26 protein-coding genes and 1 pseudogene are annotated in these 21,096 nt (G+C 67.7%); 19 read left to right on the top strand and 8 right to left on the bottom strand.

The window, feature by feature from the left end; genetic code table 11:
* Nucleotides 1-3: 3 nt before the first annotated feature.
* The 3 genes from QUE68_RS01490 to QUE68_RS01480 are packed head-to-tail and all read left to right on the top strand — an operon-like array spanning nt 4 to nt 2,849.
* Nucleotides 4-816: a DUF2470 domain-containing protein gene (locus tag QUE68_RS01490; RefSeq protein ID WP_284232247.1), complete on the top strand. Its 813-nt coding sequence runs from the start codon at nt 4-6 to the stop codon at nt 814-816.
* A 32-nt stretch (nt 817-848) separates the two neighbouring features.
* Complete coding sequence (locus tag QUE68_RS01485) at nt 849-1,619, top strand: CPBP family intramembrane glutamic endopeptidase (protein WP_284224184.1); 771 nt, start codon at nt 849-851, stop codon at nt 1,617-1,619.
* A gap of 18 nt (nt 1,620-1,637) precedes the next feature.
* Nucleotides 1,638-2,849 carry an LCP family protein gene (locus tag QUE68_RS01480; protein ID WP_284232246.1) on the top strand — a complete coding sequence of 404 codons (1,212 nt, stop codon included), beginning with the start codon at nt 1,638-1,640 and terminating at the stop codon, nt 2,847-2,849.
* Between the two features lie 9 nt (nt 2,850-2,858).
* Here the strand turns inward: QUE68_RS01480 and QUE68_RS01475 are convergent, their stop codons facing one another.
* The 3 genes from QUE68_RS01475 to QUE68_RS01465 are packed head-to-tail and all read right to left on the bottom strand — an operon-like array spanning nt 2,859 to nt 5,113.
* Nucleotides 2,859-3,695 (bottom strand): glycerophosphodiester phosphodiesterase, encoded by an 837-nt coding sequence (locus tag QUE68_RS01475; RefSeq protein WP_284232245.1) that lies wholly within the window; start codon nt 3,693-3,695, stop codon nt 2,859-2,861.
* Between the two features lie 4 nt (nt 3,696-3,699).
* Nucleotides 3,700-4,752 carry a DUF4328 domain-containing protein gene (locus QUE68_RS01470; protein WP_454786413.1) on the bottom strand — a complete coding sequence of 351 codons (1,053 nt, stop codon included), beginning with the start codon at nt 4,750-4,752 and terminating at the stop codon, nt 3,700-3,702.
* Between the two features lie 19 nt (nt 4,753-4,771).
* On the bottom strand, nt 4,772-5,113 hold the full coding sequence (locus QUE68_RS01465; RefSeq protein ID WP_284224180.1) for a rhodanese-like domain-containing protein: 342 nt from the start codon (nt 5,111-5,113) through the stop codon (nt 4,772-4,774).
* 432 nt (nt 5,114-5,545) lie between these two features.
* Between QUE68_RS01465 and QUE68_RS01460 the strand changes: the two genes are divergently transcribed.
* Nucleotides 5,546-5,701, top strand: coding sequence for a hypothetical protein (locus tag QUE68_RS01460; protein ID WP_284224179.1), 156 nt, complete (start codon nt 5,546-5,548; stop codon nt 5,699-5,701).
* A gap of 78 nt (nt 5,702-5,779) precedes the next feature.
* Here QUE68_RS01460 and sodN read toward each other — a convergent pair whose 3' ends face one another.
* Nucleotides 5,780-6,202, bottom strand: coding sequence for a superoxide dismutase, Ni (gene sodN / locus QUE68_RS01455; RefSeq protein ID WP_284224178.1), 423 nt, complete (start codon nt 6,200-6,202; stop codon nt 5,780-5,782).
* 85 nt (nt 6,203-6,287) lie between these two features.
* Here sodN and QUE68_RS01450 point away from each other — a divergent pair.
* The 3 genes and pseudogenes from QUE68_RS01450 to QUE68_RS01440 all read left to right on the top strand — a co-directional run.
* Nucleotides 6,288-6,554 (top strand): annotated as a pseudogene (locus tag QUE68_RS01450) (S26 family signal peptidase); the annotation flags it as partial.
* 151 nt (nt 6,555-6,705) lie between these two features.
* Nucleotides 6,706-7,239 carry a peptidase gene (locus QUE68_RS01445; protein WP_284232240.1) on the top strand — a complete coding sequence of 178 codons (534 nt, stop codon included), beginning with the start codon at nt 6,706-6,708 and terminating at the stop codon, nt 7,237-7,239.
* 533 nt (nt 7,240-7,772) lie between these two features.
* The gene (locus QUE68_RS01440; protein WP_284224176.1) at nt 7,773-8,171 is read left to right on the top strand and encodes a zinc-binding metallopeptidase family protein; all 399 of its coding nucleotides are present in this window, start codon (nt 7,773-7,775) and stop codon (nt 8,169-8,171) included.
* Between the two features lie 59 nt (nt 8,172-8,230).
* Here QUE68_RS01440 and QUE68_RS01435 read toward each other — a convergent pair whose 3' ends face one another.
* Nucleotides 8,231-9,346 (bottom strand): DUF6545 domain-containing protein, encoded by a 1,116-nt coding sequence (locus QUE68_RS01435; protein WP_284232238.1) that lies wholly within the window; start codon nt 9,344-9,346, stop codon nt 8,231-8,233.
* On the bottom strand, nt 9,343-9,834 hold the full coding sequence (locus QUE68_RS01430; RefSeq protein WP_284224174.1) for an ImmA/IrrE family metallo-endopeptidase: 492 nt from the start codon (nt 9,832-9,834) through the stop codon (nt 9,343-9,345). Before QUE68_RS01430 ends, QUE68_RS01435 begins: the two co-directional genes overlap by 4 nt.
* Before the next feature lie 213 nt (nt 9,835-10,047).
* Here QUE68_RS01430 and QUE68_RS01425 point away from each other — a divergent pair, with 213 nt between their 5' ends.
* From QUE68_RS01425 to rraA, 7 genes are all read left to right on the top strand, one after another.
* Nucleotides 10,048-10,704, top strand: coding sequence for a DUF6474 family protein (locus QUE68_RS01425; RefSeq protein ID WP_284232236.1), 657 nt, complete (start codon nt 10,048-10,050; stop codon nt 10,702-10,704).
* A gap of 83 nt (nt 10,705-10,787) precedes the next feature.
* Nucleotides 10,788-11,246: a hypothetical protein gene (locus QUE68_RS01420; RefSeq protein ID WP_284232234.1), complete on the top strand. Its 459-nt coding sequence runs from the start codon at nt 10,788-10,790 to the stop codon at nt 11,244-11,246.
* A 37-nt stretch (nt 11,247-11,283) separates the two neighbouring features.
* Complete coding sequence (locus QUE68_RS01415; protein WP_284232232.1) at nt 11,284-11,967, top strand: YcnI family copper-binding membrane protein; 684 nt, start codon at nt 11,284-11,286, stop codon at nt 11,965-11,967.
* On the top strand, nt 11,964-12,473 hold the full coding sequence (locus QUE68_RS01410) for a copper resistance CopC family protein (RefSeq protein WP_454786412.1): 510 nt from the start codon (nt 11,964-11,966) through the stop codon (nt 12,471-12,473). Before QUE68_RS01415 ends, QUE68_RS01410 begins: the two co-directional genes overlap by 4 nt.
* Nucleotides 12,446-13,405 carry a CopD family protein gene (locus tag QUE68_RS01405; protein ID WP_284232230.1) on the top strand — a complete coding sequence of 320 codons (960 nt, stop codon included), beginning with the start codon at nt 12,446-12,448 and terminating at the stop codon, nt 13,403-13,405. Before QUE68_RS01410 ends, QUE68_RS01405 begins: the two co-directional genes overlap by 28 nt.
* A 57-nt stretch (nt 13,406-13,462) precedes the next feature.
* The gene (locus tag QUE68_RS01400) at nt 13,463-13,906 is read left to right on the top strand and encodes a hypothetical protein (RefSeq protein WP_284232228.1); all 444 of its coding nucleotides are present in this window, start codon (nt 13,463-13,465) and stop codon (nt 13,904-13,906) included.
* 37 nt (nt 13,907-13,943) lie between these two features.
* Nucleotides 13,944-14,444, top strand: coding sequence for a ribonuclease E activity regulator RraA (gene rraA / locus QUE68_RS01395; RefSeq protein ID WP_284232227.1), 501 nt, complete (start codon nt 13,944-13,946; stop codon nt 14,442-14,444).
* On the opposite strand, the gene QUE68_RS01390 is transcribed toward rraA, so the two are convergent.
* Nucleotides 14,441-15,910 (bottom strand): flavin-containing monooxygenase, encoded by a 1,470-nt coding sequence (locus QUE68_RS01390; protein ID WP_284232225.1) that lies wholly within the window; start codon nt 15,908-15,910, stop codon nt 14,441-14,443. The two genes, rraA and QUE68_RS01390, sit on opposite strands and share 4 nt — an antisense overlap.
* 76 nt (nt 15,911-15,986) lie before the next feature.
* Here QUE68_RS01390 and QUE68_RS01385 point away from each other — a divergent pair, with 76 nt between their 5' ends.
* Nucleotides 15,987-16,628: a TetR/AcrR family transcriptional regulator gene (locus QUE68_RS01385; protein WP_284232223.1), complete on the top strand. Its 642-nt coding sequence runs from the start codon at nt 15,987-15,989 to the stop codon at nt 16,626-16,628.
* Nucleotides 16,629-16,705: 77 nt separating this feature from the next.
* Nucleotides 16,706-17,941 carry a DNA polymerase IV gene (gene dinB, locus QUE68_RS01380; protein WP_286275979.1) on the top strand — a complete coding sequence of 412 codons (1,236 nt, stop codon included), beginning with the start codon at nt 16,706-16,708 and terminating at the stop codon, nt 17,939-17,941.
* A gap of 3 nt (nt 17,942-17,944) precedes the next feature.
* Here dinB and QUE68_RS01375 read toward each other — a convergent pair whose 3' ends face one another.
* Nucleotides 17,945-18,952: a PHP domain-containing protein gene (locus tag QUE68_RS01375; RefSeq protein ID WP_286275037.1), complete on the bottom strand. Its 1,008-nt coding sequence runs from the start codon at nt 18,950-18,952 to the stop codon at nt 17,945-17,947.
* A gap of 111 nt (nt 18,953-19,063) precedes the next feature.
* On the opposite strand from QUE68_RS01375, the gene QUE68_RS01370 reads away from it, so the two are divergent.
* From QUE68_RS01370 to QUE68_RS01360, 3 genes are read left to right on the top strand one after another with little or no spacing between them, the layout of a single operon-like run.
* Entirely contained in the window at nt 19,064-19,999 is a 936-nt protein-coding gene (locus QUE68_RS01370; RefSeq protein WP_284232220.1) for an EspA/EspE family type VII secretion system effector, read from the top strand.
* 52 nt (nt 20,000-20,051) lie between these two features.
* Nucleotides 20,052-20,375, top strand: coding sequence for an ESX-1 secretion-associated protein (locus QUE68_RS01365; protein ID WP_284224163.1), 324 nt, complete (start codon nt 20,052-20,054; stop codon nt 20,373-20,375).
* 30 nt (nt 20,376-20,405) lie between these two features.
* Nucleotides 20,406-20,864, top strand: coding sequence for a YbaB/EbfC family DNA-binding protein (locus tag QUE68_RS01360; RefSeq protein WP_284224162.1), 459 nt, complete (start codon nt 20,406-20,408; stop codon nt 20,862-20,864).
* Nucleotides 20,865-21,096: the final 232 nt, after the last annotated feature.

Raw genomic sequence — 21,096 nt, 5'->3', positions numbered from 1 at the left:
GCGATGATCGACGCGACGACAGCAACCTCCCTGGTGGCCCCCACGACCGCCGAGCGGATCCGCAGCGCCTGCGCCCGCGGTGGCCACGCCATGCTGGCGATCGACGGCGTGGAGCCCACCACCACCCCGGTGCACCACCTACTCGACGACGGATCGCTCGCGGTCACCGTGCCCGCCGAGGGAACGTTGGCCGCCGCCGTCGCGACGTCGGAAGCGGCAGGCGTCCAGGCCGTTCTGGAGGTGACCGACTACGCGCCATTGCCGCTGCGCGAACCGGTGCGCTCCCTGGTGTGGATCAGCGGCCGAGTATTCGGCGTCCCGGCGTCCGACATCCCGGGAATGCTCGACCTGGTCGCGACGGCGTGCCCGAATACGGCACTGCTGCAGGTGAATTCGAGCGATGACAGGACGGCGTGCGCGGACACCCCGTTCGCCCTGATGCGCCTCGAGATCGACTCGGTCGTGGTCGCCGACTCGACCGGCGCGGAGTCCGTCGGCGTCGGCACCCTGCTCGATGCGCAGCCAGACCCGTTCTGCGCGCTGGAGTCCAGCTGGCTGCAGCACCTCGAGGCGTCGCACCGAGACGTCGTCGACCGCCTGGCCGATCGGCTCCCCACGCCGCTGCGACGCGGTCGGGTGCGGCCACTCGGGCTGGACCGCTACGGCGTGCAACTGCGTGTCGAGGCAGAGGACGGCGACCATGACGTCCGTCTACCGTTCGCCAAGCCCGTCGATGACGTCACGGGACTCAGTCGCGCCATCCGCACCCTGATGGGGTGCCCCTTCCTCAATGGTTTGCGGGCGCGCCGCATCTGAGCTCGCCCGCGGCCGGCGGCTACCGTAGCCGGGTGACCGGGCCGAGCGACGAGCTGTTGACCGACCCCCGCAAGCGGGCGCTCCGGCTCGAGGTCGCCGTCGTCCTCGCGGTGACGTTCGGGCTGTCGGCCTACACCGCCCTCGTCAGCCTGACCGAAGCGGTCATCCTGGGCCTGTCGGGTCAGAAGGTGGCGCTCAACCGCAAGCTCTCCCCCATCGATCTGATCAACCTGGCCCTCAATCTGGCGTCGGTCCTTCAGCTGGTCGCCTGGGGCCTGCTCGGCGTATACCTGTTGTGGCGCAGCGGTTTCGGTCCCAGCCGCATCGGGCTCGGCCGATTCCGCTGGCGTCCCGACCTGCTCGGCGGTCTCGGCCTCGCGGCTCTGATCGGCATTCCCGGCCTCGGCCTCTACGTCGCGGGACGGGCCCTGGGCATTGGCGTGGCCGTCGTGCCGTCCGAACTCGGCGACACGTGGTGGCGGATCCCGCTCCTGCTCGCGGTGGCGTTCGCGAATGGTTGGGCCGAGGAGGTCATCGTCGTCGCGTTCCTGATGACGCGACTCGGCCAGCTGGGCAGGTCACCCGTCGTCGCGCTGGTGGCCTCCAGCCTATTGCGTGGCGCCTACCACCTCTACCAAGGCTTCGGCGCGGGCGTCGGCAACGTGGTGATGGGTCTGGTCTTCGGCTACGCCTGGCAACGGACCGGACGCCTGTGGCCGCTGATCGTGGCCCATGGCCTCATCGACGCGGTCGCCTACGTGGGCTACGCCCTGCTCGCCGGGCGCCTCGGCTGGCTTGACTGATCGCCGTACATTCATCCCGTGACCGATTCCCGGCCGCCCTCGCCAGGACCTGACCCGTGGCGTCCCCCGCCGCCTCGGGAGCCGTCACAGGTGATCCGTCGCGATCCCCACCATCGGCCGCCCGACGCGACCCAACCCATCGCGCCGGTACGGCCCCCGCCGCCACCACCACCCCGGTACCGGCCGCCGCCCCCACCGGCGAACCGCCCTCCGCCTCAGAGACGCCCGCCGCCGCCCCAGCAGGCCCGCGCGAAGCCGCCGAAGCCGAGGCGCAAGCGGCACTGGGGACGCCTGCTGGTCACGCTCCTGCTCGTCATCGTGTTGGCGATGGTCGGCACCGCGGCGTGGATCGACGTCTCGATGCACCGCATCCCTGCCCTGACCGCGCTCCCCGACCGACCGCCGTCGGCCAGTGGCACCACGTGGCTGCTCGTGGGGTCGGACAGTCGGCAGGACCTCACGCCCGAGCAGCAGGCTGAGCTCACCACGGGCGGTGACGTCGGCAACGGCCGGACCGACACGATTCTACTGGTGCACGTCCCCGGACTCGGTTCGGACGTCCCGACGACGATGGTCTCCATCCCTCGCGACTCCTACCTTCCCATCCCCGGGTACGGCGAGGACAAGGTCAACGCGGCGTTCGCGCTGGGCGGGGCGCCACTGCTGGCGCAGACGGTCGAACAGGCGACGGGCCTGCGGCTCGACCACTACGCCGAGATCGGCTTCGACGGCTTCGCCGCCATGGTCGACGCGGTGGGTGGCGTGACGATGTGCCCACCGGAACCGATCAGCGATCCGCTCGCCGGCATCGATCTGCCCGCCGGGTGTCAGGAGCTGGATGGGCGCAGCGCGCTCGGCTACGTCCGAACCAGGGCGACGCCCCGCGCCGATCTCGATCGGATGACCAACCAGCGCCAGTTCATGTCGACCCTGATGCGCCGCGCCGCCAGCCCCGCCGTGTGGGCCAATCCGCTGCGCTGGTACCCGATGGCCCATGCGGCCTCGGGTGCGGTGACGGTCGACGAGGGGGCCCACGTCTGGGATCTGGCGCGACTCGCCTGGGCGCTGCACGGGAGTGTCGTCACCACCACGGTGCCGATCGGCGAGTTCACCGACGGCGACGTGGGTTCGGTGGTCGTCTGGAACCCCGACGCGGCCGCTCGGCTCTTCCGTGCGCTGGCGACCGATGCCGCTGTGCCTCAGGACGTGCTCGACGCCGACGGCACCTAGGCCGGCCGCTCAGCCGTCGGGCTGGTCCAGACCGGCTTCCGTCAATCCATGCTGCAGCCAGTCCTTGGTGCGGCCGGGATGGTTCGTCGCCACCCACGCGACGCCGACGTCGCGGCAGTAGCGGACGTCTTCGTAGTGGTCGACCGTCCAGCAGTACAGCGCCCGGCCGTGGGCGGCCGCCCGGTCGACGAGCTCCGGATGCTCGCGCAGGGTGGCGATCGACGGTCCCACCGCGGTGGCGCCGACGGTGGTCGCAGCACTGCCACCCAGATAGTGGGACGTGTCACCGAGCAGCACCGTGGGCAGCATCGGAGCCGCGCGACGGATCCGCCACACCGCGGCCGCCGAAAAGGAGATCACGACCGCGCGGGCCAGGTCGGCCGACGCCGGGGCGGCGATGCCGTACCGGTGCAGCAGCGCGAGCACCTTGCTCTCCACCAACGCGCCGTACCGCACGGGATGCTTGGTCTCGACGAAGATCTTGACGGGGCGGTGCCAATCGAGGACCAGCTTGACCAGGTCGTCGAAGGTGAGCAAGCCGGTATCGCCGTGGCCACGGCCCGATTGCGCGCTCGAATGCCAAGCGCCGTAGTCCAATTCACGCAGCTCGGCGAGTGTCATCTCGCTGACCAGACCGGTGCCGTTCGACGTCCGGTCGACCCGCCGATCGTGAACGCAGACCAGGTGGCCGTCGCGTGTCAGCCGCACGTCGCACTCGACACCGTCGGCGCCCTCCCGCAACGCAAGGTCGTAGGCGGCGATCGTGTGCTCGGGGCGTTCTGCCGATGCCCCACGGTGCGCCACCACGAACGGGTGGCCGCCGTGTGCTCCGTCGGCCGAAGTCATGCCCCTATGCTGCCGGTTCTTTCTGGCCGGACTCAACTCGACGCGCGGAATCCGCCGCATCGTCGGGCGCTTCGGTGTCCGGCGGTGGTGTCCGTTGCGGCTCGTCGGGGACGATCACCCACCGCTTTACCGGCCGGTCGACGGCCTGGTGCTCGAAGGCGCGGTACATCTTCGCGGCAAAAAGCAGCGCGACGAGCGCCGTGAGGTAGGCGATGATGACGGTGACCGTGTTGTTGGCGATGCCCTGCGCGTCGCGCGTGAAGCTCGTCGCGAACGAGAACACCGACACGACGAAGCTGACCAGCCAGGCGCACCACCACAGCGCGATGCGGCTCCGCAGCCACGCCAGGCGACCTTCGACCCTGGCCAGTTCGATCACGAACACCGGCGCCCAGAACAGGTTGACCAGCGGCAGCAGGCAGCCCAGCCACAGCTGCCACGGCGGGCGGGGATCCGGCACCTCGTGCTGGGCGAAGGCGACGGCCCGGCGGGTGATCAGCCAGCCGGTCAGCACCACGGTGGTGGCGATCAACGCGAAGAAGACCACCACGCTGGCGGCGACCCCCGCCCACGTCGCCACCCCGGCGACGATCGGGTTCAGCAGGGTCGAGCGGTTGTAGAGCAACAGCGCGTAGTTGGCGATGTGGATCACCACGGCGAAGGCGAGCGCGAACATCGTGATCAGCAGCGTGCCCTGCACCATCCGCGTCGACGTCCGCGGCGGCTCCACCTCCTGGGCGGGTGCCCCCGCGTCGAACCGGTCTTGCAGACCCCACCGCGGAATCACCGAGTAGCGGGGCGTCGGCCCCAGTGGGCGACGGGCGGGGCGGGCCCGTGGTGGGGCACCCGGCCGGACGGCGATCCAGCGGTACCCGGTGGGCAGGCGCGGCGGCGCCCCACCGGCACCCGGCTGCGCGACGTTGGACGGTCGGGTCGACCACTGCGGCTCGGGTGCGTCCGTCGGTGCCAGCAGCGAGCCTTGACAGCGCGGGCACCAGTCACGCTGACGGTCGCGCACGTTCCAACGCGTGCCGCACCGTGAACAGACCTGGATCACGAAAACAGCCTACGGTCCGTCAGACCGTGCCCGCAGAGCCGTCGTCGGTGACGACCGGACGTCCGGCCTGCGCCCACGCCAGCATTCCCCCGGCCACGTTGAGCGGCTCGTATCCGTTACGGGCGAGATACTGCGCGACCCGCTGTGATCGGCCGCCTACGTGGCACACCACGAAGAGCGTGGCGTCGGTGTCGATCTCGGCGATACGGGCCGGGACGTCACCCATCGGAATGTGCTGCGCGCCCTCGGCGTGGCCGCGCTGCCATTCGTCGTCCTCGCGGACGTCGAGAAGCACCACGGAGTGATCGAACGCCGTCGGAACGTCGGTGATCTGAGCTTCCCCGACCTCGCCGTCACTCACTGTTCAGCCACCTCGTCCTCGTCGCTTGCCAATCGGCCCTACATCCGTGCCCCGCGGACGGGACCCGCCCTCCATGCTGGCATGGCGGCCCCAGCAATCGCCCACCTATGCACAGTTTCCACGAGTTCATCCACAGGGCCGGAGCTGGGCCTAGGCCCCTGAAGGGCCAAAACTGTGAATAGGCTGCCACTGCCTGTGGATAACTCCCGGCCCGCCGGGGCCATCGATCAACAGGTAAGTGGGGCAGTGAGCGAAAAGGGTCGTAGGGCTAACCATTTCGGTGAGCCAGGCCCGCCACGCCGACGCGGCGACCCCTGCCGCGGCACGGATTTTTCCGTTGCTGGGCGAAGGCGCTATGATCGCGGTCACCACGATTAGTTGTGACACATCTCACGGGGGACTAGGTTTGAACTCGCAGGTCAGGAGCTGTTGATGGCATCTCATCCGATGGGCCCAGGGGCCGTACCGCCGACGGAATGGAACACCTCCTCCCACGTCTACACGCACAGCCAGATGATGGCGTGCCTGCGCGCGGGATTGATTGCGCTCGTCCTCCTCGGCGTCCTCGCCTTGATCGTGCTCACCTGACCAAAGTCCTTCCGCCTCCACGACGAAGGCCGGCCCAGCGCAGATGCGCGGAGCCGGCCTTCGTCGTGATGGGGGAGGTCAAGCGGGCGGGTAGACGCCCATGCCCTTGGCCTTCTCGGTCTGCCAGAAGATGTCCGAGATCTCGTCGATCGTCTTGAGCAGCTTCTCGGCAGCGGCCGCGTCGAGGGTCTTCTTGACGTCACCGGCGCCGTGCACACCGTCCCAGAAGAGCTGGTGCAGGTTCGGGAACTGCTCGAAGTGTTCCTTGGTGAAGAAGTCGGCCCACAGCACCGTCAGATGGTGCTTGACCAGTTCGGCGCGTTCCTCCTTGATGAAGATCGCCCGCGTCTTGAACAGCTCGTCGTCGGAGTCGTGATACTTCTGGATGGACTTCAGGCACGACAGAGCCTCGATCTTGGCCTGGGCCGGATCGTAGACACCGCAGTACAGATCGCAGTGGGCGTGGGCGGGAGTTGCATTGGCGAAGAGTCGGCTGAACATGGACCTAACCTACCCTCAAGCCATGGCAGGCAACCATGCTTCCCGACGCTCGCCATTGCGGCGATTCGTGGTCGTCGAGGATTCGATGTGCCCGACGCTTCGGCCCGGCGACGGGCTGCTCGCGCTGCGTTCCGGCCGGGCCCGGCGCGGCCAGCTACGGGTTTTCGCCGACCCGACACTTCCCACCCGATGGCTGGTCAAGCGCGTCGGCGATGTACGCGGCGCCGGTGAGGAGGCCACGTTCGAAGCCCGTTCCGACAACTCCCACGCTCCGGGCGTCGTGGACTCCCGACGTTTCGGCTGGGTACCCGTCGCCGGCTCGTTCCGAGTGGTGTTCACGGTGCCCACGCGGAGGGAACGCCGCAACCTGAAGTTCACCCATGTGTCAATTGCATTACTGGCAGTCGTGTCCTATTGCGTGCTAACGCGTACCTACCGCATCCTGTCGAGATCGACCCACAGCCGTGTCGGGCGGCCGCTATGCGCACCGATCGGAGGCGAGGATGGACAACGGATCCCACGGTGCCATCGAAGTCGCACCCTTCCACTCCGGTGGATCACTCAAGGGTTTCGTGGTCTCGGGCCGTTGGCCCGACTCGACGAAGGAATGGGCCCAACTGTTGATGGTCGCCGTGCGGGTGGCATCCCTTCCTGGGCTGCTCTCGACGTCCACCATCTTCGGCGTGCGTGAAGAACTCCCCGACGAACCCGCGCCAGGTACGGTCGGGCTCGTAATCGCCGAGGGCACCGTGGTCGGCGAGTCCGCGATTCCGCCGGGTTACTTCGCCCGTCGCCAGCCGCCAGCCCTGTTGATGTTGCATCCGCCGTCGGAGACCATGCCATCCCTGCCGGAGTGCGCGGGCGCAGCGTCGGGGTGCGTCCTCCTCCCCGGCCTGCCGCACCTCGGGCTCGACCATCGCGCGGCATGGGTGGAAGCGGAGTCCGACGGAACGATCACCTCGATGGTCAGCCGGGTGGGCGTCGACCCGATCACTCATCCCGACACCGCCGTCCTGGCCATGCTGCTAGCGGCCTGACCCTCCACCACGCCTCTACCGGCCGTGACGGGCCCCAGCGGGCCACCCTCGTGCTCCGTCGATGCTCGTTTCGTCGTCTAAATCCCGCGACCTGATCATTGGCTACTGTCAGCCAAGTGGCCGACACGGCAAACACCGCTGGGCGCGTCCATTCATTGACGTGCGCGAAAGCCGCCGCGGCAGCCACCCACCGTTCGGACGTTTGCACGGTGGAGCAAATTGCCGATGTCGTCGTGCCCGCGTCGTCAGCAGATTGCCGGGCACCACAAGCGATGGCGCCGCGAGGGAGGCGAGAGCGCGCTGGGGCCTCGGCAAAACAACTCAAGCGTCATTATTTGCTTAGCCGCACCGCAGTTGGGCGACGTTCCCGCAGACGATAACCGCTGCTAGACGGCGGGGTGACGACGAGTACCGTGGTCTAAATCAGACTTTTCGGCGGTTTGCACTTGGCTGTCAGCAGAACACTCGCTACGATGACTAGCAAATACGCCGCCAGGGACGATCACACGCATTGCTAAGTGAGGGACAGACCGATGAGCATGACTTTTTCCGCCAGGCTGAATCGCCTGTTCGACACTGTCTACCCGCCAGGACGCGGCCCCCACACATCTGCTGAAGTGATTGCTGCGCTGAAGTCCGAAGGCATCACGATGTCGGCGCCGTACCTGTCTCAACTCCGTTCGGGCAATCGCACCAACCCGTCAGTGGCAACGATGGCCGCACTTGCCAACTTCTTCCGGATCAAGCCGGCGTACTTCACCGATGACGAGTACTACGAGAAGCTCGACAAGGAGCTGACCTGGCTGGCCAGCATGCGCGACGAGGGGATCCGCCGTATTGCGGCGCGCACCGTCGGGCTGTCCCCCGAGGCGCAGCAGGACATCGTGCAGAAGGTCGACGAGTTGCGTCGCCAAGAGCATCTCGACGATTAGCCACCTCGGCCGCAGCGGTGGCCGAGGTGCCACCGCCGCGAACGCCGGAAAGGCGGCGGTCAAGACGCCGCAATGCTGACGCGGTTCTCCAGCGTCCGGTACTGATCGGCGATGGCGAGGATCCACTCACGATCCGAATACGACGGCGGCTGGCGTAGCCAATGCGGACCGGGGAACTCGACGTCGGCTGAGTCAGCGTCCGTCCCGGCATGAATCCACTCCGCAATGCGGAGCGACTGTTCCTCCGGCGTCACAGCGGGTGGTTCGTCGGCGTCTCCGTCCGTGGCGTCCGGACCGTCGCCCCCGAGCGCCTCGGTGGCCTCCAGGTACAGCGCGTCGGAGATCATCGACATCTGCTCGGCCACGCGAAACAGCAGCGGCCCGCGTGGGCGCACCCCGATGCCCACGTTGGGATGTCTGCGACTCAACTCCTCCCACAGCGGCTGGATCACCCGCAGCTCACGTCGCGCCCCGAACCAGTCCTCCACGCTGGGCAGCAGCGATCCGCTGGCGACGACCAGCATCGCGCAGCCCAGCAGCGTCGCTGCCGCCCCGACTCCGATGAAGTCGGTACTCCCCACGGCTCGCAACAAGAAGAATGCGGTGGCCAGCACGATCAGCACCACGCCGGCCGAGAACACGAAGAGGGCCCGGCCTCGACGGGTGCGATTCGAGTGGCGCACGCCCGCCCACGCCACCAGCGTCAGCGCGAGCATGACGTACAGCAGCGGCAGGAGCCACGACAGTGTCATAGCGCCGGTCCCGAGGTTCTGCCGCAGATACTCCTGCGGCGCCATTTCGGGCTGCTGCGGCGAGGTGAAGAACGCGACCAGGGTCAGCCCTGCGATGACGGCCGCCACCGCGTACTGGATCACGGCGATGCGACGGATCGTCGTGGGCGTGCGCTCCGACGCCGCAGACGTGATCATCACGCAACTGCCTGCGGCACAACAGATCAACGCCACCTGACTCAACACCGTGGACACGTTCGGCCATCGGACCAGCGTGTCGATCAGCAGCGTCAGGGGCTGCCAGTTCAGTGCGGCGACGAGGCCCAGACTGCCCAGCGCGACGATCATCGCCGCGCTGACGAGCGACTGCTTGTTGACGAGTGCCCAGCCGATCCGCAGGCCAGTTGCCAGTCCCAGGAGACCGGCGATCACCCAAATGATCAACCAAACGCCTCTCCGAGGCGCACCTGCACGATCGACGCTCGGTCGGACGGCAGCCGGCCCAGCCGATAGATGAGGAGGGCGGCGAAGTCCTCGGCTTCCTGCTCGAGGTCTTCGCCGCTAGGACCCATGCACCCGGTCCGTTGGTTCAGCATGTATCCAATCAGGTCGGAGCTGGCGAACTCGGTCAGATCCCTCGCGGCCTCGACCACAGAGATGCCCTCGTGCCCGAGCACCAGGTGCCCAAGCTCGTGGGCCAGGGTGCGGTCCCCGGCGGGAAGCCCCTGCTGGATCAGGAACACGTCACGGTCGGCGTACTGCCGCCACTGACCGCACACTCCCGACGGCAGCTCGGCCATCTTCAGTTCGATCGGTCTCCCGCGGTTCTCCGCAACGGATTGGACGAGACGCGCGAGCGATACCTCACCGCGTCGAGGTGCGAGATCGAGGACCTCGTTGACGGCGCGCGTGACGCGACGACTGGCTGGCATGCAAACCCCCTATCGATGACTCCACTATCCCCGTCCTTTCACCAGACGGCCGAATAACCCATCATTCGACGAACCGCGCCGTACCGCCAGGCCCGCACCGCGCCCGCTTCGACCGGGGTGGAACGGGCCCGTCACCCGCCCGGCATTAGTGTTGGCGGCACCAGCGCAGGCACGATCGCCAGATCACGAAGAGATGACCGGGAGGCAGCCGGGATGGGCTTGTTCAGACGGCGGAAGAGCCGAGCGACTCGTCGTGCGGAGGCCAAGGCACTCAAGGCGAAGGCGAAACTGGAGGCGCGCCTCTCCGCTAAGAATGAGGCCCGCCGCATCAAGGCCGACGCCAAGCGTCAAGCCAAGACGGTCAAGGCGAACCTGCGGGCGCAGAAGGACAGCGACCGGGCCGCCTTGAAGGTCGCCGAGACTCAGCTGCGGGCCGCCCGCGAGGGGAAGCTATTGTCGGCGTCGCGGATTCGCCGAACGCTGACCATCTCGCGGATGTTGGCGCCCATCGTGGTGCCCATCGTCTATCGCGCCGCCATCACCGCCCGCGGTTTCGTCGACGAACGCCGGGCCGATCGCCTGGGCGTCCCGCTCGGCCAGCTCGGCCAGTTCTCGGGAGCGGGCGGAGCGTTGTCCGCCCGGATCGCCGGCGCGGAGCAGACCCTGGCCCAGGTGGCGGCGAAGAAGCCGAAGGACGCCGAGACCAAGCAGTTCGTCGCCGCCGTGACCGACCGTTTGCGCGACCTCTCCGCGGCTGTGACGGCCGCCGAGAACATGCCCACCGCTCGGCGCCGGGCAGCGCACGGCGCCATCAGCGATCAAATCGACGGCATCGACGGTGATCTGCTGGCGCGTTTGGGAGTGGTCTGATCGACGTCGTTCGCCGGGGCCCGCTGGCTCCCGCCGCCCGCCTGCGCGGCATCGCCGCCGGGGCGCTGACGGGAGCGTTGGCCGTGGCGGCCCACGGCGTGGGCGGCGGGGGTCTGCCGTCGGGATCCGCGGCGGCCATGCTCGCGCTGGTATCGCTCACCCTCGGGGCGCTGGTCACCACGCTCGGCGACACCACGGACGTCAAGCTGCTCGTCGCCGTGCTCGCCGTCGGGCAGGTCCTGGACCACGTCCTCCTCGGTGCGGCCGGGCATTCCCACCCGTCCGCCATTCAGGCTCCGCTGGGCCCGATGATGGCCGCCCACCTCGTGGCGATCGCATTCGGCGCCGTCCTCATCACCATGGGCGAGCGTCTGTGCGCCGCCCTTTCGCGTGTGCTGATCCGGACGTTGCGCGCGGCCCGCCGACCCGTCGGCGTGCGGACGGCGATCATCGTCGCCAGCGCCGATCAGCCCCGTCAGTCCGTGCGCCTCCTCTCGGCGTCGTTGTCGCATCGCGGTCCTCCGGTCAGCCTCGCCCGCTGACCAGACGACCAGACGACACAGAAGGCAACAACCTCATATGAGAACGATCCGATGGGCGTACTCGCGCGCCCTCATCACCACGGCGACCACTGCGGCCGCCATGTCCATCGCGCTTCTGTCGGGCTCGGGCCCGGCGTGGGCGCACGTCCATGTCGACGCCGACGACGCCGCCTCGGGCAGCACCTCCGTGCTGACCTTCCGGGTGCCGGGTGAATCCGAAACAGGCGCTCTGACAACGCAATTCAGCATCACCCTGCCCAACGTCACCTCGGCCCGCACCGAGGTCATGCCAGGTTGGACCGCGCGGCTCGACCGCGATGCCGCAGCGGGCACGGTCCGATCGGTCACCTGGACCGCCGCCCCCTTGCTCGGCATCGCGTCGGACCAGTTCGCGTTGTTCCACGTGTCGGTGACGCTGCCCAATGAACCGTCGGTGACCTTTCCGGCCACGCAGACGTACTCGGATGGGACCGTCGTGCGGTGGGATCAGCCACCCCTCGCGAACGGTGACGAACCCGAATACCCCGCCCCGGCGCTCACACTCGGCGGCGCCGAGTCCGAACCGCACGAGCCGTCACCCGCCGCCGCAGCCACGGAACCGGTCACCGCGGCGCCCGCCCCGGCACGGCCGGACGACACGGCGCGGTGGCTGGCCGGCGGTGCGCTGGTTCTCGCCGCGGTCGCGGTCGTCGCCGCCATCGCAGGGCGTCGCCGGACATGACCCGCAGGTGGGCCATCGTGGCGCTGGTCAGCACCGGGCTCGTGTTCCTGGCGATGACGGGCGCCGGCGTCGCGTCGGCACACGCCATCCGCGTCTCCGCCGACCCCGCATCGGACGCGTCGGTCGGTGCGGGGCCGGCGCGGGCCACCGCGACGTTCAACGAGCAATTGCAGACCGACTTCGCGGCGATGACCGTCGTCGGTCCCGACGGCAATCTGTGGTCGGACGGTCCCGTCGAGGTCACGGGCGCGGCAGCGAGCGTCGGGTTGATGCCGCTGGGCCCCGCCGGCACCTACACGGTCAACTACCGGGTGACCTCCGCGGACGGCCACGTGGTCAGCGGGGCGTGGTCGTTCACGTTGACCGTGGCCGGAACCGGCACGCCCGGAAAGAAGGTTGGGCAGTCCGCGGATCACGCGGACGGCCTGCCGGTGTGGCCTTTCGTCGCGCTGGCCGCGGTCATCGTCGGCGTGGGCGCGTGGGTGGCGGTCCGGCGGCGACGGTGAACCGATTGCGCAGGACGATCCTCGGCGCCCTGTGCGTCGGGGGCGCCGTGGCGGCCGCATGGGGTCTGGCGTACCCGCTGAACGCGGCCGTGTCGTCCCTCGTACGAGCGATCGCCGACGGGGTGGCGGTCGTGGTGCTCGGTCTCGTCGTGGTGCCCGCCTTCGACGCCCAGCGCTACCGCGGCGAGCTCGCCGAACGTGCGACCCGTCCGTTGATCCTGGCCGCGGCGGTCTGGGCGGTCGCCGAGCTGGTGCGCCTGTTCGTCGGGGCGGCCGAGGCGGCGGGGGCGTCGTTCGGACGGGTGGGTGTGCGGACCACGGTCACGTTCGCCCTCGACACCACGGTGGGCCGGGCGGGGCTGGTGTGCCTGGTGGCGGCCGTCGCGGTCGGCGTCCTGACGCTGACCGCACCGCGGGCCGGCGGCCCGACGTCGACGAGCGGGGTCGTCGCCGTGGGGGCGGCGGCCATCGGCGTGGCCGGCCGCACCCTCGTCGGGCACCTGTCCGAGAACCCGTGGGGTGGCGTGGCCGTGGCGGTGCACGCGCTGGCCGCCGCACTGTGGTGCGGTTCGCTCGCGGCGTTGGTCCTGACGGTGACCCACCGCGGGCAGTGGGCCAGGGTGCTGCCGCGGTTCTCCCAGCTGTCGTTGATCTGCGTCGTGCTGCTGGTGACGTTCGGCGTGGCCGGCGCGGTCGCGACGCTGGACGACCCGGCCGCCCTGTACGCCACCGGGTACGGACGCGTTCTGACGGCGAAGGTGCTCGTGACGATGGTGCTCGTCGGGTGGGGCGCACGTCAGCGGTCGGGCTGGCTGCCGGCCGCACGGTCGCACCGTGCCACCGTGGGCACGTCACGGGTACGGTCGCAGATCGAGCTGGCCATCATGGCGATCGCACTGACCCTGGCGGCCGCGCTGGCGGTCACGGGTTGACGAGAACCGCCGACTGGCATGATGGGCACCACTGCCGATTGCAAAGGAGCAGCCACCATGGCCGACGAGCAGGATCGCCCGGGCGACCCGCCCCACGATCAGTCGCCGGGCGCGGGTGCCGAACCTCCGCCACCGGTCAAGAAGTCCCCCGCCAAGGCTGCGAAGAAGGCCCCGGTGAAGAAGGCGCCCGCCAACAAGGCCGCGGCAAAGAAGGTCCAGCCGGAGAAGGCGCCCGTGAAGAAGGCAGCCGCCAAGAAGATCGCGCCGCCACCCATCGCCGCGGTGCCGACTCCCTCCCCCGCCACCAACGGTGACCGTCCGGCGGCGTCTCCTGCGAAGGAGGCCGCCGCACGGGCCAAGGCGACCATCGCGAGCGCTCCGACTCCGATCCCGCTGCCCGGCCCGGAGCCCTCTCGACTGCCCATGGCCGCTGCCGTTGCGGTGGGTGTCCTGGCCGTTCTCGTCGTGTGGTTGATCCGCCGCGACTCCGACGACGATTGAGATTCTCGCTCGACCTCACCCTCGCTAGCATCGAGCCGTGACCATCGAACCGCGGGCTACCGCCGACCTCGTCGACGACATCTACCCGGACGTCCGAAGCTGCGACCTCCAACTGCGGGACTACGGCGCCAAGACGATGTTCGCGGGACCCATCACCACGGTCCGATGCTTTCAGGACAATGCGCTGCTGAAGTCGATGCTGTCCGAACCGGGCCACGGCGGCGTGCTGGTGATCGACGGGAACGGCTCGCTTCACACGGCGTTGGTCGGCGACGTCATCGCCGGTCTCGCCGTCGAGAACGGTTGGGCGGGGCTGATCGTGCACGGGGCGGTCCGCGACGCCGCCGCGCTGCGCACCATGGACATCGGCATCAAGGCGCTCGGCACCAACCCGCGCAAGGGCACCAAGACCGGCGAAGGTCACCGCGACGTCGCGGTGACCTTCGGCGGTGTGACGTTCGTTCCCGGTGAGATCGCGTACTGCGACGACGACGGGATCGTCGTCGTCCAGCCCCTGCGCAAGCAGACGGGTGGCTAAACGCCTACGGCTGCACGGTGTTTGGTGAAGTGCAGCGCCTCGTCGTCGACCTTGCCCTGGCGGATCAGCCGGAGGTCGAGGAAGTAGTTCTGCTTGAGTCGCCACGGCGCCTTCGAGCCCGACTTCGGCAACTGGTCGATCGCCCGCAGGAAGTAACCCGGCGCGAAGTCCATGAACGGAAGTTCGCCGACGGCCGCACCGGGATGCTCTGGAACGACCCGGTCGAAACCGTTCTCGTCCATGTAGTTCAGTACCCGGCAGACGAATTCGGAGACCAGGTCGGCCTTCAGCGTCCACGACGCGTTGGTGTACCCGAACGTGATGGCGAAGTTCGGGATGCCGGAGAACATGAGTCCCTTGTACGTCATCAACGACGTTAGATCGATCGGCTGGCCGTTCAGGGTGGGCGTGAGACCGCCAAGCAGCTGCATGTTCAAACCCGTTGCGGTCACGATGATGTCGGCGTCGAGCACCTCGCCGGAGTTCAGCTTGATGCCCTCGGGAACGAAGGTGTCGATGGTGTCGGTGACGACGTCGGCATTGCCCTTGCGGATGGTCTTGAACAAGTCGCCGTTGGGGGCCAGGCAGAGCCGCTGGTCCCACGGGTTGTAACTGGGCCCGAAGTGCTTCTCGACGTCGTAGCCCTCGGGCAGCCTGCGCTGCGCCATGGTCATCAGCGTCTTGCGCATGTAGGTCGGGAACTTGCGAGCCAGCTGGTACTGGGCGGTGCTGAAGATGATCGCCTTCCACCGGTTCACCACGTGAGCGACGTTCTCGGGCAGGTACTTGTTGGCCGCGACGGCGATCGGATCCACGTCGGGCAGCGAACCGACGTAGGACGGTGAGCGCTGCAGCATCGTCACGTGGCCGGCGCCGCTATCGATCAGGGCGGGAATCAGCGTGATGGCGGTCGCGCCGCTACCGATGACGACGATCTTCTTGCCCGCGTAGTCGAGATCCTCTGGCCAGTGCTGGGGATGGACGATCGTGCCCGCGAAGTCCTCGGAACCGGGGAAGGTCGGCGAGTAGCCCTCGTCGTAGTCGTAGTAGCCGGTGGTGGCGAAGAGGAACGAACACGTGATCGTCTTCTCCTCGACGCCGGTGTCGGCGGTGACCGTCCAGCGGTTGTCGGCGTCGGACCAGTCAGCGGCGATGACCCGGTGCTCGTAGCGGATCTTGTCGTCGATGCCGTTCTCGGCGGCGGCTTCCTTTATGTAGGCCAGGATCGACGGTCCGTCGGCGATCGACTTGGCCGAGGTCCACGGCTTGAAGCGGAAACCAAGGGTGAACATGTCCGAGTCCGAGCGGATACCGGGGTACTTGAAGAGGTCCCACGTGCCGCCCATGTTCTCGCGGCGCTCGAGGATCGCGTAGGTCTTCGACGGCGAACGGTCTTGAAGATGCCAGGCCGCGCTGACGCCGGAGATGCCGGCGCCGACGATGAGGACGTCGAGATGTTCAGTCATGGCGACACGTTATCAACACACTGTTGAATAGGTCAACGATGTGTCGAAAAATTCGACATGCAGTAAAGTCGAGCCAGTGACCACCACCAACACGGCCCGATCGGGACGGGGACGCCGCTCAACGCGGCCGTCGGGCGATGACCGCGAGGCAGCGATCCTCGCCACCGCCGAACGCTTGCTGGTGGACAAGAAGTTCGCCGACATCAGCGTCGACGACCTGGCCAAGGGCGCCGGGCTGTCGCGGCCGACGTTCTACTTCTACTTCCCGTCGAAGGACGCGGTGCTGCTGTCGCTGATCGAACCGCTCATCGAACGGGCCGACGCCGGTTTCCACGGCGCGATGGAGGCGCTGTCCGCAGACCCCCGCCGCGCCTTCCGCGAAGGAATCAGCACGTTCTTCACCGCGTTCGGCTCGCACAGCGTGGTGGCGCGGGCGGGCACCGAGGCACTGGCGACCAGCGCGGACTTTCGTGCGGTGTGGTCGGCGTTCATGCAGAAGTGGATCGACCAGACCGCAGGGCTGATCGAGGCCGAACGCGCTCGTGGCGCGGCACCGGTCACCCTTCCCGCCCGCGATCTCGCCACGTCGCTCAACCTGATGAACGAACGCACGATGACCGCGACCCTCGTCGCCGAGGACGGGGCGGTGGCCCGGGACCGCATCGTCGACACCCTGGCGCACATCTGGTTGACCAGCATCTACGGCGACAGTCAGTAGTCCGCCGCCGCCGACGTTTACGTGTCGCGAGGCCCATGGTGTTCGTCGGGCCGTGATGCGAACATGTGTTCGTGTCGATGCGGCGGTTGGAGGAGGCCTCCATCCTGCACGCCGATCTCGACTCGTTCTACGCATCCGTCGAACAACGCGACGATCCGTCTCTGCGCGGCCGGCCGGTGATCGTCGGCGGCGGGGTGGTGCTGGCGGCGAGTTACGAGGCGAAGGCCTTTGGCGTCAAGACCGCGATGGGCGGGCGCCAAGCGCTGCAGCTGTGTCCGCACGCCATCGTCGTGCCGCCCAGGATGTCGGCGTATTCGGAGGCCAGCGCTGCGGTCTTCGAGGTGTTCCACGACACCACGCCCCTGGTGGAACCCCTGTCGGTCGACGAGGCGTTCCTCGACGTGAGCGGATTGGCGCGGGTGTCCGGCACGCCGGTGCAGATCGGCGCCCGGCTCCGCGAGCAGGTCGCCGAACGCGTGGGCCTCCCCATCACCGTCGGCATCGCCCGCACCAAGTTCCTCGCCAAGGTGGCCAGTCAGGAAGCCAAACCCGATGGCCTGCTGCTGGTTCCGCCTGATCGCGAACTGGCGTTCCTGCACCCGCTGCCAGTGCGACGACTCTGGGGCGTGGGCGCCAAGACGGCGGACAAGCTCCACGCGCACGGCATTCACACCGTCGCCGATGTCGCCGAGCTGAGCGAGTCGATGCTCGGATCGATCGTCGGCGGCGGAATGGGGCATCAGCTGTTCGCGCTGTCGCACAACATCGACCGGCGGCGCGTCGTCACGGGGGTGCGACGCCGGTCCGTGGGGGCGCAACGGGCCTTGGGTCGATCGGGAAACACCATGTCGCCCAGCGAGATCGACGCCGTGGTGGTCAACCTGGTGGATCGCATCACGCGCCGGATGCGCAAGTCCGACCGGACCGGTCGCACCGTGGTGTTGCGCCTGCGGTTCAACGACTTCAGCCGGGTCACCCGTTCCCACACGCTGCCGCGCGCCACCGCGTCGACCGATGCAATCCTCTCTGCGGCAAGGGAATTGGTGGCAACAGCCGCGCCGTTGATCGCCGAGCGTGGTCTCACTCTCGTCGGATTCGCCGTGTCCAACATCGACCGCGACGGCGCACAGCAGCTCGAGTTGCCGTTCGACGGATCCGTAGCGAGCGCCAGGCCCGTGGCGGCAGCGGCGGACCTGTTGGCCATCGACTCGGCGATGGATGAGGTCCGCCAGCGTTTCGGCAACGCCGCGGTGATGCGGGGCGTCCTCCTCGGCCGCGACCCCGGCCTGGAGATGCCGATGCTTCCGGAGTAGCCCCTACCCGGCCTGCGTCCAGCCGAGCAGCTTCTCCACGGGCCAGGTGTTGACGATCCGCTCGACGGGGACGCCGTGGTCGAGGGCCCGCTGAGCGCCGTAGCCGAGGAAGTCCAGTTGCCCCGGCGCGTGGGCGTCGGTGTCGATGGAGAAGTCGCAGCCGATCTCCAGGGCCATCGTCAGCAGCCGCGTCGGTGGATCCCGACGCTCCGGCCGAGAATTGATCTCCACGGCCGTGCCGTGATCGCGGCAGGCGGTGAACACGGCCTCGGCGTCGAACGCGGATTCCGCCCGGATGCCACGGCCGCCCTCGACGAGCCTGCCGGTGCAGTGGCCCAGCACGTCGGCCTGACCACCCGACACCGCGCGCACCATGCGACGCGTCATTGCCACGGACTCCATCTTGAGCTTGGAGTGCACGCTGGCCACGACGATGTCCAGCCGCTGGAGCAGGTCGTCCTCCTGGTCCAGGCTGCCGTCATCGAGGATGTCGACCTCGATGCCGGTCAGAATTCTCATGGGCGCGAACGTCTCTCGCAGTTCGTCGATGATGTCGAGCTGCTCGCGCAGGCGGTCCGGGGACAGGCCGTTGGCCACGGTCAGGCGCGGCGAGTGGTCGGTCAAGGCGCAGTACTCGTGACCCAAGGACTTGGCGGCGGCCATCATCTCCGAGATCGGCGCAGAGCCGTCGGACCAGTTGGAGTGCAGGTGCAGGTCGCCCTTGAGCGAAGCTCGGATCTCGCCACCGCCGAGATCCTTTGCTGCCGAACGTAGTTCGACCAGAGCGTCGGGCTCGCGACCGGACCAGGCCTGCGCGATCACCTTCGCGGTCTTGGGGCCGACGCCGGGCAGCGTCTGCCAGCTGTTGGCCTTGCCGTGCTTCTCGCGGGCCGCGTCGTCCAGCCGTTCGACGACGTCGGCCGCGTTGCGGTAGGCCATCACCCGGCGCGAGTCCTCGCGGGCCCGGTCCTTGTAATAGGCAATCTGGCGCAGCGCTGTCACTGGGTCCATTGCTCCAGTGTGCCTGTTGCACGCGTGCTCCCAACATCCAGGTCGACGCGTAATTGGTGCCATCGGGAGCCGTGATGCGTTGCTAGGCTCGATCAGCGGAAGGGAGCGCGCGTGGGGCTAGGCGAAGACTTCTTCAATCTCGTCGACGGAGTCCGTAGCGGCATCGAGGACGTACCGAGCTTCCTCGGGAATGTGTTGACCGGCGACGTTCACGGAGCCGCAACGGACGGTCGGAAATTGATCGGCGACGTGGGTGACGTTCTCAATGGCGTCGGCGATCTCGGCGTGAGCCTTGGAAGAGTCTCGTCACGTTATGCCGGCACCGTCGGCAAGCTGGCTGATTCACCGATCCTGTCCGCGGCGCAGTTGGTGATCGAAGGGGAGAAGAAGCTCACGGGCTCTGGCGAGCCAGAGGACGGTGATGGATATCGATCGTCCGCGACGCGTCTAGCCGAATGCGTTGAGGTACTGATTGATGCTGAGCCTCACGACGACCGTTGGGACGGTGCCGCCAGTCGCGCGTACAAGGAGGCGAATGACTCTCATCGACGTCTGACGTCCAATGCGCAGGTTGCGGACACCGCAATTGCCGAAGTGCTGTCGGTCGAGGCCGACCAGGTCAGTCGTTCCCGCCGGACCCTGGACGAAACCTCGCAGTACTTGTACGACTACGGCCTGGCAACTGCAATCGTCAACTTCGTTCCTGGTGCGAACGCCGCGAAGTTGGCCGCCGACGCGGCCGCGGCCGCAGCGGCATTGGCCACGACGAACTCCACCATGGCAATCCTTGCGCAGAACTCGCTCGAAAACGCGCTAAGGATCCGCCAGTGCGTCGGTATGTACAACGAGATCATAGAAGCCGCATTGAGCGACGCACCCCGCGATGTAGGCCAAGATGCTCCATTCATCGATCCGAGGGATGACCAGAACGACCTCCCAGGCAGGGTTCAACCGGGGGCGGACTACACATCCCCCTCACCCGAGGCGCCGATCGAATACGGTCCGCCGGCAGAACCTCTCGGGCATTCTCAGTCACCGCCGTCATGACTTTCCACACAGAACGGTCAGTCGGTCGAAGACTACGACGCGAAGGGGACTGATGACTTCCGCAGAGCAGAACCTCAAGATTGTTACGGACCACGTTGCACGGCTGTCGGACAACCAACGTCACGCCTCGGATCTATTCATCGGCGCCAATAGATCGACGGGTAATGTGGCTGAAACAGTGTCTCGCACACACGGATTGGTGTGCCAGGTTACGAATATTGCGCTCTCCGCCGCTGAGGCTGCGCGCAAGTCCGCCGGGCAGAGTCTGCACGAGAAGTCGGCCCGGATGGCTGAACAGCTCACGACAGCGGCGACCAACTACAACGACGCTGACTATCGGGCCGGCCGAAGCCTCGGCGGGGCCATCAAAGCCTGATTGGTGTGCTCGAGAAGATCGTGAGACGCAATGGCACATGAATCGGACATGCCGTGGGAAGACGACGGCACTGGGTATCTCGCGAAGCAGCCGGAAGGCAATTGGGAGCCGAGCGTCGCGAGCCACGCCGACGAGGAGTCGGACGACGACGTACGGACTCTCCTGTTCACGGCTAGGAATCCATCGGGAACCGTGGCCGTCACCGCCCTGATCAGCGGGCAGCCGGTGAGAGTCGAGCTGGAACGAGCGGTCACCCGCATGACGGAGCGAGAGCTTGCAGACGAGATAGCAATGCTTGCGAAACTCGCTCAGTTGCAAGCGCTCGCCGCTCAACACGCACTCGCGAGCACAGTCTTCCAGCGCCTGGGGCACGATGCCGCGGCCACGCGCAGCTTTCTTGAGCGTGAGCTCCGCTTGCCATCACCTGAGGCAGTTCGCGACGAAAGGTCGCGCATGTTCACGGCGCATTACACCAGCGACCTAGGCTGACGAGCTGCAATCAGCACTCGTCGAGAGACTGCATCAGACAAAGGCAAGGTGAAGTTCGATTGAGTTACGAGCCAGTACTCAGTCCGCCTCGCGGCCGGCGTAGGTGGCCGATCGTTGTGATCGTCGTCGCACTCACTGTCGTTGCAGTAGCACTATCGGTGGCGTGGTGGACACGTGGCGACAAAGTCCTCTCCGTTCATCCTGATTGGACGCCGCCGCCCGAAAGTCGTCT

Source organism: Mycolicibacterium sp. TUM20985 (genome assembly GCF_030295745.1).
Classification (GTDB): domain Bacteria; phylum Actinomycetota; class Actinomycetes; order Mycobacteriales; family Mycobacteriaceae; genus Mycobacterium.
The sequence above is the reverse complement of the archived record's forward strand: the minus strand, read 5'-3'. Positions and strand labels throughout refer to the sequence as shown.

What these genes read in the sequence shown, in the direction of transcription:
- QUE68_RS01400 (WP_284232228.1), top strand. Translation starts at nt 13,463, where the DNA reads ATGGCCGACGAGCAGGATCGCCCGGGCGACCCGCCCCACGATCAGTCG.
- QUE68_RS01360 (WP_284224162.1), top strand. Translation starts at nt 20,406, where the DNA reads ATGGCACATGAATCGGACATGCCGTGGGAAGACGACGGCACTGGGTAT.
- QUE68_RS01390 (WP_284232225.1), bottom strand. Translation starts at nt 15,910, where the DNA reads ATGACTGAACATCTCGACGTCCTCATCGTCGGCGCCGGCATCTCCGGC.
- QUE68_RS01490 (WP_284232247.1), top strand. Translation starts at nt 4, where the DNA reads ATGATCGACGCGACGACAGCAACCTCCCTGGTGGCCCCCACGACCGCC.
- QUE68_RS01445 (WP_284232240.1), top strand. Translation starts at nt 6,706, where the DNA reads ATGGACAACGGATCCCACGGTGCCATCGAAGTCGCACCCTTCCACTCC.
- sodN (WP_284224178.1), bottom strand. Translation starts at nt 6,202, where the DNA reads ATGTTCAGCCGACTCTTCGCCAATGCAACTCCCGCCCACGCCCACTGC.
- QUE68_RS01425 (WP_284232236.1), top strand. Translation starts at nt 10,048, where the DNA reads ATGGGCTTGTTCAGACGGCGGAAGAGCCGAGCGACTCGTCGTGCGGAG.
- QUE68_RS01430 (WP_284224174.1), bottom strand. Translation starts at nt 9,834, where the DNA reads ATGCCAGCCAGTCGTCGCGTCACGCGCGCCGTCAACGAGGTCCTCGAT.
- QUE68_RS01365 (WP_284224163.1), top strand. Translation starts at nt 20,052, where the DNA reads ATGACTTCCGCAGAGCAGAACCTCAAGATTGTTACGGACCACGTTGCA.
- QUE68_RS01410 (WP_454786412.1), top strand. Translation starts at nt 11,964, where the DNA reads ATGACCCGCAGGTGGGCCATCGTGGCGCTGGTCAGCACCGGGCTCGTG.
- QUE68_RS01375 (WP_286275037.1), bottom strand. Translation starts at nt 18,952, where the DNA reads ATGGACCCAGTGACAGCGCTGCGCCAGATTGCCTATTACAAGGACCGG.
- QUE68_RS01415 (WP_284232232.1), top strand. Translation starts at nt 11,284, where the DNA reads ATGAGAACGATCCGATGGGCGTACTCGCGCGCCCTCATCACCACGGCG.
- QUE68_RS01440 (WP_284224176.1), top strand. Translation starts at nt 7,773, where the DNA reads ATGAGCATGACTTTTTCCGCCAGGCTGAATCGCCTGTTCGACACTGTC.
- QUE68_RS01475 (WP_284232245.1), bottom strand. Translation starts at nt 3,695, where the DNA reads ATGACTTCGGCCGACGGAGCACACGGCGGCCACCCGTTCGTGGTGGCG.
- dinB (WP_286275979.1), top strand. Translation starts at nt 16,706, where the DNA reads ATGCGGCGGTTGGAGGAGGCCTCCATCCTGCACGCCGATCTCGACTCG.
- QUE68_RS01460 (WP_284224179.1), top strand. Translation starts at nt 5,546, where the DNA reads ATGGCATCTCATCCGATGGGCCCAGGGGCCGTACCGCCGACGGAATGG.